The organism is Prevotella sp. LMAG:51, assembly GCF_008680225.1.
In the GTDB taxonomy this organism is placed as follows: Bacteria; Bacteroidota; Bacteroidia; order Bacteroidales; family Bacteroidaceae; genus Prevotella; species Prevotella pectinovora.
In genome coordinates, this window is sequence record NZ_NALQ01000012.1 from 1 (window position 1) to 10,000 (window position 10,000).

Consider the following 10,000-nt stretch of genomic DNA (forward strand, 5'->3'; position numbering starts at 1 on the left):
TTGAAGTCCATAAGGTATAGCTCTACGTCTTCGGGACTATACTTGGCTATCATGTTGATGATGATGTCGTGCAGGAAGCGCGACTTGCCCGAACCCGTCTCGCCTATTACAAATGCATGGTAATGGCCACGGTTTACATCTATCTTGAAATCTACGGTCTCGCCATCGGTAGTCTTGCCTATCGGAGCCTCGATGGCAGAAGTTGTGACGGCATATTCGGTCTTGTCTATCTCTGGCTCGTCTATCTCTGGTTCATCTTCCGTTTGCAAGCCATTGTTAAGATATTCGATACACTTGCTGCGGAAGTCGGAATCTTTGGCTAAAGACAAATTGGCAAACGACAAAATGGCTTCTGTATAGTTAATTTCATCTTTAAGGGTAGTATATCCATTAATAAAACAGAACTTGTCTTCGTCAAGTAGACCAGGATCGTATACACCTTCTTCAACATTATAATCATTGAGGATAAATACGGTGTGAATATTGGCGAATGCCCCCTTTTCTATTATCTGTCTGTAAGCATTGCCTATATTATTATAATCGTTTAAGAAATCAAGAAATACGACAAAATCATATATATTATCCGACAGTTCGCCACGTAGTCGCTGCGCCATCTTTGTCTTCAACGATTCTGCCAAACCTTTTGCCGACTGTACATCACAATATATATTGCACACAGAACGGTCGAAGTTGTCGATAAAGAACTGTGCCTTGCATGAGAAGTTAAGGTCGATGAAGTTGAATCTAACCTTGCCAAGTGGCATCGACAACAGTACAGACATGAGCAGGTGGGTCATCTTCTTTTGTGCAAATTCTTCCCAACCATTTATACCATAGATTGTCGCTCCTGGCGTTTCAGAAAAATTCACATATTTAGGCAAGCATACCACAATATTCTGAATGCCAATGTTGCAAGTGGTATCAGTATAGATAGGTGGCATAGTTGTGCGTTTGGAAGCCGCACTTGCTATATTTCTAATTACCTCATCCTGCAAATCGGCTTTAGGTAGCCTGGGCAGTAAAATAGGGTCTATATTGCTAATGCGCTCAGCAAGTTGCTTGAGCTCATCAACAATTTCTCCCCTCTCAATGTCGTACGCCTCCTTTGTGTCAGCCTTTATGTTGCGTATTCTATGCTCTAAGTATTTAACGAGCATATCTATTGCTGCTATTGTCTTTGCCATCAGTTTTCCTCCTTAATATAAACGAAACATGCATTCTTGTCCTGTTTCTCGTACACCTGCAAGTGTACAAGAGCGTGAATGTTCTTGTGCAGATACTCAAATACTATCTTTCCAGAATAGTAAGAATTTAGGTTTTCCAAGAATGTTCCCAATTCCTTTTGTGGCACAAAATCATTATCGTCGAAATCTGTTTCAGACGATTTGTTTACTACAGCATTCCATATTCGCTTAGTAATAGGGTTAGCTACATAATGTATTTTCTTTTTCTTTCCAAATATGATGCCGTCCTTATACTCACACACCTTGATGTCGCTGACAAAGTCTTCTATCAGAGACTTATATGAATTACGTTCAGCTTCTTCCTTAGCTTTGCGTTCGGCTTCTTCCTTGGCTATACGTTCTGTTTCTTCCTTGGCTTTGCGTTCGGCTTCTTCCTTAGATTTACGTTCGGCTTCTTCCTTGGCTATACGCTCGGCTTCTTCCTTGGCTATACGCTCGGCTTCTTCCTTAGCTTTACGCTCTGCTTCTTCTTTGGCTTTGCGTTCAGCTTCTTCCTTAGCTTTACGCTCAGCTTCTTCTTTGGCTATACGCTCAGCTTCTTCCTTAGCTTTACGTTCGGCTATATTCCTGCATTGGTCTATTGCTTCCTTAAAACTATAATAAGGAGTTACTTGCAAAAGCTCTTTATTATATTTAATGTCCATATCGACCAGCTTAAACAGCTCTTTGGTTTTGGCAGTATCTCCATTTTGGATTTTGTCGAGCAAATCAATAATATTTGTGCTTTCTTCTACATTATGCCATTTGCTGTCTGTATATCCTGCATCGCCTTCGTCAAAGTTGTCCGCAAGATAATGCCCAATAACGGTAGACAAATCTATTGGAAACAAAAAATTTCCATCCCCATAATTTGGCGCATGCAATTTAGCTTGAACCATCAATAAATCCCATATTGCCTCACCGTCATTGGTCAATGCCTTGTCCGATAAACCACTATAATAGTTATAGTTTAAATTAAATTGTCCCATAATCAAATATTTTAGTAAGTATGCAGAATTGTTTATACAAAGATGGAAAGATGCTTAACAATTAGATTGGATAGAATTAATGATGGAGGGAAAATCTGATTGATTACTTGCCAGCCACTCCTTGGCAAGAGTGGTGGCAAATGTATGGAAGTCTTTCTTGTGAGCATCTGACCATAGCTCTTTGTTGTTTTGAAGAAACTCCAGCAGTTGTTCTCTCAACTCTTGGTCCTCAGTCCGTTCAAGAACCACTCTGATGAGTGTAAGCGCTTGGATTTCGCCCAAATCTTTATGTATCATATTCTTTTCTTTTCAAAACACGATTTCTCGCCATGGCATAACCCGAGCAAGCCCGGTTCTGCTCATCTGGCTTATCGAAATCCTTCGTCGTTTAGTTATTTTCTTTTTTGCGGATCTCTTGCAGAATAGCTTCGCGCATCCACCATACGGCATACGAGGCAAACTTGAAGCCACGTGACTTGTCGAACTTATGGCCGGCATGTAACATTCCGTAACGACTGGCAGCAATGAGTGCTTCGTCAGAGAGTCCCTTGTCCACATACTGCTTTGCTACTGCCTTGATAAAGACAGAACCGAGTTCTGCCAACTGGTTCTCAGCATCGGAGTCGCCCTGCTATATGAGGTCAATAAGACGCAAAGCCTCATCGTTGTCGATGATAGGCATCTTTTCACTGTTTGTTGTAGAATTGTTGTTCATCATATCTTTAATGTTTTTAGTTGTCGCGCGAAATTTACCCTGTTTTTTTGAAATAAAAAAATCAGACCATAGAAAATCAACAAAAAATCGACTTCTTGTTGCAATCATATCTTATTCAAAGATACTGCCAACGAGCGCCATGAGAACTTGTTCTCAGATGGCCGAGTGCAGCCTATCTTATTCAAAGATAGTGCAAACCGAGCGCAATGAAGATTGCTTCAATTGCCGAGGTGCAGCCTATCTTATTCAAAGATACTGAATATAGCCTGGATAATCCAACCGATAATCATAAACGCAAGTTGTATGAGACTTATCAATATGTAGCCACCAAACACAACAATCAAGATTCCGCATAGAAAGAGAAACATGTCTCACGTCTTTTGAAAAGTTTTGCCTACTCCCTTTGCAGCGTTTCGGCTGTCTCTGTTATTATCTCGACAACTGCATCATCGTAAATCAACCTCATACTCATTGAAATAGATGAAGCCGTCCTTCCAATGCTCACAGTTCCACTTGTGGATGTCATCAACAGTAAGAGTGTCACGTTTCAAGACACGTGCGAAATAGGCTAATGCCTCATCCATACTTTATGCATTGGTCGCAATATCCTATTAATCTTTCTAATTCGCTGATACTTGGATCGTCAGAGACGGTACCAAACTTATCTATCAACGAAGTAGCAATTCTATTGGCAGCTTCTACATCATTTTTTTCATTCGCAAGAAATTCGTCCTCGGTGTCATACTTTAGACGCAAACGGTTATCTTTCTCTTCCTGAGCCTTTAAAGCCTCTTGCTTTTGAGAAGCCTTGACTTTTTCCTGCTCGTTTCCAACGAGTATGTTCAGAAAAGTTGCAGCATTCTGATTGCCCAATACCATTGCCTGTTGATACCAATACTTTGCTTGCTCTATGTCTTGTGGAAGTCCCTTTTGTCCATGTTGGAACCACAGACCAATCTGGCATGCAGCTTGACCATCACCATTTTCGGCTTTTTCCACATAATCCTTGATAGGAGCGAGAACATTTTGTTTCTCTTCCTGTTCTTTTGCAAGTTTCTGTTGGTGTGCTTCAGCTTGTGCCTTTTCCTCAGCCTCTTTCATGGCACGCAGTTCTGCCTCCATCTGTGCTTTGCGCTTGGCATCCTCAAACTCCTTTCTATCCAACTCTGCTTGACGCTGTCTGTTGGCTTCAATCTGTGCCAAACGCGCTTCTTCCAATCTGACATCTTCTAATGCGGCATCTTCCTTAGCCTTACGCTCGTACAACTGAAAAATTTTTATTTTATCTGTCAGAATACTCCCATTCCTCAAATGCCGAGACATTAGCTTGTGGCTCTTCCTCCTTAGAATAGTCGTTGGCGAGATATACCACAGGAAGCTTGGTCTCATACATCAAGTCTAAAGCATATTTAAGATACTCTCCTCTTAACTGTTCCATATAGCGGTGGAACAAGAAGAACTTGGTGTTCTCGTTGTATGTTCCAGGAATAATGAACTGTTCATCATCTCCAGACGGAGTGATCGTTTGGATTGTCCCAGCTTTATCTATGTAAAGTGCATTTCCGCAAGTCGCACAACCGTTCATCTCGCTGATAGCACGTCTTGCGTTGTCAATGTCGGGATTTGAATGAAACCATATAAGCACTGGGCGTATTGGTGAACTACCAACATACTCTTCGATAGTCTCAATAATGTTGTTCTCGTTAGTACTTTTCATATTCTGTCTTTTGTTTAAGTCAGACTGTATGTTACAAAATAAAAAAAGCAGCAAAGACTCTGCGACTGCACGATTTTACTCGCACGTCGTAGTGTCTTTACTGCTTTGTCTTATGCTGTTGCCCATAGAGCCAGACTTCAAGGTTTGTGTCCTAAGGCTCCGTTCGGACTGTTTCTTGTTTAGGTCGTGTACTTTTGTGTAAGCACGAAAAAGCGTGAAGCCCCTTGTCGCTCGCTTCACATCTTGAGGTCTTCGAAATTTCAAGATGCCAGAAAACCAAGCGCCAATAACGCTTTTCTTATGTTTGCCCTCTACCAACCGTCACTTTTTCAAGCGACTTCGGCGTAGGGCTATATGCCGTTATTGCACATTAAATGCAATTTAGCATGCCAAAGTTACTAATTACCTGAGTTCGGGATAAGCGACAGTCGTTTTTCTTGCTATGCCAGATTTCCGATAGGTGCATATTACATTTGCCCTCCAAACAATATGGATGGCAAAATGCAAGGATTGTAAAGTCCAAATGAAGTTTACTTTATAACAGCAAGCTGTCCGTCAACATTCTCTATGCAATAGTCAATGTTGATGGATGGCTTCTTTTCAAAGAAGCTATACGCAGCCAAAACAGAAAGGACATTCATTACGAAATTGAACACGCTACGATGTCTTGAATGTACAAGTTGTGCAACATTCTTAAGTTCGTCATTGATGGTTTCTATGACAGATCTTTTACGCAACAGAATCTTGTCATACAATGGCATAAGCTTGTTTTTCATATTGCATTTCAAGCCAGTGACAATTTCTATACCGTCGTTAAACAATCTCTCAAACAAGCCATGCGAAATATATCCTTTGTCTGCGAATAATTTTCCGAACACATTATCACTCAATCTGTTAAAAACATCTGTATTTCTATCGTCAACATTCGCTTTCGTAAGCATAAAGTTAAGCAGTTCACCTCTCTCATTGCATATCAGGTGTAACTTGAAACCGAAATACCATCCCATGGTGCTTTTGCCTCTTTCTGCATAACCACGGAACACCTTATTCCTTGTTATACGCTTGTTGTGGCATACAGGAATGCATGTACTGTCAATGAAACTTATACCCGTGCATCTACCAAAGCAAAACAGTTGGAGGAACAGCATCATCTCAACCGCGACTCTGGACTCGAGTTCAACAAAGCGGTTATATGAGAGCTGCTTTGGGAACAAGTCGTGCAGGTGCACCTTGACATAAAAGAGGTAATAATGCTTGAAGTTGCGGAAAGTATTGAAATGAAAGCAGATGAGTATTGTCATGATTTCCGACCGGCTCATAGTACATTTCCGATTGCGGTGCTTACGCCCGTCAGGCTCACAAATGGACATGCGGGCAATCTCTTTATCATATTCTTGGCAAAAATCATCGATAATACAGAAAATTTCAGTAATTTTGTCCTTGGTAATCTCCATAACTATAGTATCCTTTTACTTTATAACTAATTGATTTACAACCATAAAGGTACTAAAAATTATTGAGATTACCAACTTTTATAAAGACTTTCTTATCCCGAACTCAGGTTAATTATTATTGGTATCGCAAAAAATAGGGCCGAATTATTTCAAGTAGAGTTGGCAAATAAAGAAATTGATGTTGTACAACATACTCTTAGGCATGATCTTATTATCCGAACATTCCTTGTGCCTTTAAGTCTACATTCAAGATTCGCGATATTCTTCCCATATACAATAATATGAATTTGATTTATGCACTATATACGCGAAGATAGCAGAAAAGTTTATCAGAATTAAATGATCAGCGAAGAAAGAATTCAGAAAGTACCGATTATTGATCATTTAATTCTTCAAAATATACTTATTTGAGCATTTTATTTGGCGGTAAAAGAACGTAAAAAGCGGTATAGGAATGTTGTCGTACAATTCCCATACCGCTTATATTCAATGCTTTAAGCTGTTTGTGTAGCTGTTTGAGCTGTTAGTATTCGTCCTCGTTGAAGAGGAAGTCTTCTTTTGTCGGATAGTCGGGCCAGATATCCTCGATGCTCTCGTAGACGTCACCCTCATCCTCTATCTCCTGCAGATTCTCCAACACTTCAAGCGGCGCCCCGGAACGAGTTGCGTAGTCAATCAATTCGTCCTTCGTTGCAGGCCATGGCGCATCTTCGAGCTTTGAAGCTAATTCAAGTGTCCAATACATAGTAAATATAAATTATCAGTTTGCGATACCAGGCAGCATCACCATGCCAGCTCGCTGCCTATTATAAAATTGAGCGCAAAAATAATGTTTTTTTTCTTATCTACAAGTTTTTCTTCCATATTTTTTCTCTCACACCGTCATTAAAGTTTAATTTGCGTGCGAGCATGAAGAGATAGTCAGAAAGACGGTTGATATACTGCAATACATTTCCATCGAGCTTGGTGGTTTCACCGAGGAAGAATATGCGCCTCTCCGCCCTGCGGCATACCGTGCGGCATACATGTGCGAGAGCTGCCTCATGTGAGCCTCCGGGGATGATGAATGACGTCTGTCGGGGCAGACTGCCGTTCAGCTGGTCAATTTCCTCTTCCAGCACCGTCACCTCCTGCGGGTCGATGGTATACGAAGGTGCCAACTTGGTCTGAGTGGTATCGGTAGCGAGATATGAGCATACCGTGAACAGCGTGCGCTGAATGCTGATCACCATATTCTTGTCGTCGCCATCCTTCATGAATGAAGCAAGCAGACCGAGCTGCGCACTGAGTTCATCCACGGTGCCGTATGCCTCGATACGAGGGTTTGTCTTTCTCACCCTCACTCCTCCTACCAAGCTCGTCATGCCCTCGTCGCCTGTCTTTGTATAAACCTTTGTTATTGCCATAGTCTTGAGATTTTTAAAAGTTAATCTTGTAATTCTGCTTATATCGTTTCGGATCGACATACACCAATCCGCAATAATACATATCAAAGGACACTATATTCTGAAGTCTCCCCACTACATCTTGCCAGACCGCCTTGTTGTAGTTCAACCTATCCACTACCACGAAATCACCGGTCCGCAACCGCTTCACCGCTTCCGTCAGCCATTCTGCATCTATTGCAGGGGCATTGGCATGCAGGATATGCGTCCCCGGTGCATTTCCAAGCGTTTCCAGCGCCGGATCCGCATCACACGGCCCAATGCCCGCCCAACGCAGAGAATTGCAGCCTGCACGGAAATAAGCCTTGTCACGCTTCATGTCTTCATCATCAAAGCCCACCGCCACCACCATCTCTGGCTGGGCATGGTTGGCGAGACGGAGAAAGAACTCACCCATCTTGCGTCTCACGGCATCTGCCTCAGGAAAATCCTTTGCCAGACGTTCGTAGGCATAATACGGGTAATGCTCATTTATGACGTATCTGACGAGGCTGTAAGCCCAAGGCGACTGTATTCCGAAGCCCCGGCAACAGCCAATCCTACTGAGCCATATCATTCCGCGTATTAACCTATTTGTCGTCATCAGGCGCAAATATACGTATTTTTATCAAAAATAAAACGATTTGTCAGGACATTTTTCCATCAAGAACGTAAATATCAAGGATAAAAGGTAATAACAAGCTCTTAATATCAAAACAGGAAGAGAGAGAAACTGAAAAAAGTCAACTCTGCATTTGCTATTGATATGATTTTCCGCTAATTTTGCATTTTAAAGGTAATAGAGATATGAAAACGCTTAAAGAACTTTTCAAAATAGGCAAGGGACCATCAAGCAGTCATACGATGGGTCCACAGAAAGCCGCAAAGATATTTCTGGAGAACAACCGCGGAGCAAGCTCGTTCGAGGTGACTCTCTATGGTAGTCTTGCCGCTACGGGCAAAGGACACATGACAGACATCGCCATCATCGAGGTGCTGGAACCCATTGCTCCCGTTAGGATAATCTGGAAACCGGACGTATTCCTTCCGTTCCATCCCAACGGAATGAAATTCAAGTCGCTCACAAATGACGAGAAGCCTATCAACGAATGGACGGTATACAGCATAGGTGGAGGTGCGCTCTCTGAAGGCAAAGGAGATGACGACATGTTCAACTCACCTGAAGTCTACGACATGAACTCCATGACAGAGATAATGAAATGGTGTGAACGCACGGGAAGAAATTATTGGGAATACGTGCAGCTATGCGAAGACAGCAGTCTGTGGGATTATCTCGAAGTGGTATGGATCAAGATGAAAGAGGCGGTTGAACGTGGTCTTAAACGTGAAGGAAGACTTCCCGGTCCGCTCAATCTGCCACGCAAGGCACCGACATACTACGTGAAAGCAAGTGGCTATAAACAGTCGCTGCAGACAAGAGGATTGGTATATGCCTATGCTCTGGCAGTGAGTGAGGAAAACGCTTCAGGCGGAACAATCGTCACCGCTCCTACCTGTGGAGCATGCGGCGTGCTGCCAGCGGTGTTATATCATATATCAAAGAGCCACGAATTCACAGACAAACAAATCCTGCACGCTCTTGCCACAGCGGGACTGGTAGGAAATATAGTGAAGAAAAACGCATCCATCTCCGGAGCCGACGTTGGTTGCCAAGGAGAAGTGGGCGTAGCATGCGCCATGGCGTCAGCAGCATCCTGCCAGTTGTTCGGTGGCAGCCCGTCTCAGATAGAATATGCAGCAGAGATGGGACTGGAACACCACCTCGGTATGACTTGCGACCCTATTTGTGGATTGGTGCAGATACCATGTATCGAACGCAATGCCTTCGCTGCCACCCGAGCACTCGACTCTAATCTCTATGCCGCATTCTCCGACGGATCTCACCGCGTTTCGTTCGACCGCGTCGTAGAGGTAATGAAGCGCACCGGACACGACATTCCATCGCTATACAAAGAGACTAGCGAGGGCGGCCTTGCAAAGGGTTTCAACATGACGGGTAACGTGAATGACTAAAGCAACAATTCAAACGCCCAGACAAGTTAGAATAAAGTAATACGATAACATTACGCATTCTGAGCCACAAAGCGGATTACATCTCCTGGTAGGGAACTGTAATCCGCTTTCTTTATACTCAAACGGTCATCAATACTAAAATTCAACAAAAACCGTCAACCATCTGGTCACATATTCGGAAGTGTCTATAATTCAGTCACTTCCGTCTGTTTCTGCATGCAAAAACCATCTGGTAATTGTCCGGACAATTCAATTATCGCCTGATGAAAACAGACATGACGTGCATGAGGACCAAGGAAGACCCTGATGCGTACAGACGCAAAAAAAATCCTCCGGAGGATTGCTCTTCCGGAGGATTCAAGTCTTAAAGTGAAAAAAGGCGGTTACCTACTCTCCCACATTGCATTGCAGTACCATCGGCGCAAGCGGGCTTAACTTCTCTGT

The 10,000-nt window shown here is 42.8% G+C and carries 12 protein-coding genes and 1 rRNA gene (1 of these 13 cut by a window edge); 1 reads left to right on the forward strand and 12 read right to left on the reverse strand.

The window, feature by feature from the left end:
• From CCC32_RS04125 to CCC32_RS04175, 11 genes are all read right to left on the reverse strand, one after another.
• Window positions 1-1,184 (reverse strand): FtsK/SpoIIIE domain-containing protein (locus tag CCC32_RS04125; RefSeq protein WP_287072523.1); only part of this gene is annotated, 1,184 nt, incomplete at its 3' end.
• Window positions 1,184-2,212: a hypothetical protein gene (locus CCC32_RS04130; protein WP_287072524.1), complete on the reverse strand. Its 1,029-nt coding sequence runs from the start codon at window positions 2,210-2,212 to the stop codon at window positions 1,184-1,186. The genes CCC32_RS04125 and CCC32_RS04130, both read right to left, overlap by 1 nt.
• 54 nt (window positions 2,213-2,266) lie before the next feature.
• Window positions 2,267-2,509, reverse strand: coding sequence for a hypothetical protein (locus CCC32_RS04135; protein WP_287072526.1), 243 nt, complete (start codon window positions 2,507-2,509; stop codon window positions 2,267-2,269).
• Between the two features lie 91 nt (window positions 2,510-2,600).
• Window positions 2,601-2,816: a sigma factor gene (locus tag CCC32_RS04140; protein WP_287072528.1), complete on the reverse strand. Its 216-nt coding sequence runs from the start codon at window positions 2,814-2,816 to the stop codon at window positions 2,601-2,603.
• A 557-nt stretch (window positions 2,817-3,373) separates the two neighbouring features.
• Window positions 3,374-3,511, reverse strand: coding sequence for a hypothetical protein (locus CCC32_RS04145; protein WP_287072529.1), 138 nt, complete (start codon window positions 3,509-3,511; stop codon window positions 3,374-3,376).
• Window positions 3,504-4,193, reverse strand: coding sequence for an SEL1-like repeat protein (locus CCC32_RS04150; RefSeq protein WP_287072531.1), 690 nt, complete (start codon window positions 4,191-4,193; stop codon window positions 3,504-3,506). The genes CCC32_RS04145 and CCC32_RS04150 overlap by 8 nt, the downstream gene beginning before the upstream one ends.
• A 16-nt stretch (window positions 4,194-4,209) precedes the next feature.
• On the reverse strand, window positions 4,210-4,644 hold the full coding sequence (locus CCC32_RS04155) for a hypothetical protein (protein ID WP_287072533.1): 435 nt from the start codon (window positions 4,642-4,644) through the stop codon (window positions 4,210-4,212).
• Between the two features lie 530 nt (window positions 4,645-5,174).
• Window positions 5,175-6,098 carry an IS982 family transposase gene (locus CCC32_RS04160; RefSeq protein ID WP_287071600.1) on the reverse strand — a complete coding sequence of 308 codons (924 nt, stop codon included), beginning with the start codon at window positions 6,096-6,098 and terminating at the stop codon, window positions 5,175-5,177.
• A 523-nt stretch (window positions 6,099-6,621) separates the two neighbouring features.
• The gene (locus CCC32_RS04165) at window positions 6,622-6,843 is read right to left on the reverse strand and encodes a DUF2795 domain-containing protein (RefSeq protein WP_004342485.1); all 222 of its coding nucleotides are present in this window, start codon (window positions 6,841-6,843) and stop codon (window positions 6,622-6,624) included.
• 100 nt (window positions 6,844-6,943) lie between these two features.
• Window positions 6,944-7,504 carry a cob(I)yrinic acid a,c-diamide adenosyltransferase gene (locus CCC32_RS04170; protein WP_044064480.1) on the reverse strand — a complete coding sequence of 187 codons (561 nt, stop codon included), beginning with the start codon at window positions 7,502-7,504 and terminating at the stop codon, window positions 6,944-6,946.
• A 13-nt stretch (window positions 7,505-7,517) separates the two neighbouring features.
• Window positions 7,518-8,099 (reverse strand): hypothetical protein, encoded by a 582-nt coding sequence (locus CCC32_RS04175; protein ID WP_287071664.1) that lies wholly within the window; start codon window positions 8,097-8,099, stop codon window positions 7,518-7,520.
• 230 nt (window positions 8,100-8,329) lie between these two features.
• Here CCC32_RS04175 and CCC32_RS04180 point away from each other — a divergent pair, with 230 nt between their 5' ends.
• Entirely contained in the window at window positions 8,330-9,556 is a 1,227-nt protein-coding gene (locus CCC32_RS04180; protein ID WP_287072542.1) for an L-serine ammonia-lyase, read from the forward strand.
• A gap of 374 nt (window positions 9,557-9,930) precedes the next feature.
• Here the strand turns inward: CCC32_RS04180 and rrf are convergent.
• Window positions 9,931-10,000 (reverse strand): 5S ribosomal RNA (rrf, locus tag CCC32_RS04185) (it continues 43 nt past the right edge of the window).

Coding starts and splice junctions, on each gene's coding strand:
- CCC32_RS04145 (WP_287072529.1), bottom strand. CDS start 3,511: ATGGATGAGGCATTAGCCTATTTCGCACGTGTCTTGAAACGTGACACT.
- CCC32_RS04180 (WP_287072542.1), top strand. CDS start 8,330: ATGAAAACGCTTAAAGAACTTTTCAAAATAGGCAAGGGACCATCAAGC.
- CCC32_RS04130 (WP_287072524.1), bottom strand. CDS start 2,212: ATGGGACAATTTAATTTAAACTATAACTATTATAGTGGTTTATCGGAC.
- CCC32_RS04160 (WP_287071600.1), bottom strand. CDS start 6,098: ATGGAGATTACCAAGGACAAAATTACTGAAATTTTCTGTATTATCGAT.
- CCC32_RS04155 (WP_287072533.1), bottom strand. CDS start 4,644: ATGAAAAGTACTAACGAGAACAACATTATTGAGACTATCGAAGAGTAT.
- CCC32_RS04175 (WP_287071664.1), bottom strand. CDS start 8,099: ATGATATGGCTCAGTAGGATTGGCTGTTGCCGGGGCTTCGGAATACAG.
- CCC32_RS04170 (WP_044064480.1), bottom strand. CDS start 7,504: ATGGCAATAACAAAGGTTTATACAAAGACAGGCGACGAGGGCATGACG.
- CCC32_RS04135 (WP_287072526.1), bottom strand. CDS start 2,509: ATGATACATAAAGATTTGGGCGAAATCCAAGCGCTTACACTCATCAGA.
- CCC32_RS04165 (WP_004342485.1), bottom strand. CDS start 6,843: ATGTATTGGACACTTGAATTAGCTTCAAAGCTCGAAGATGCGCCATGG.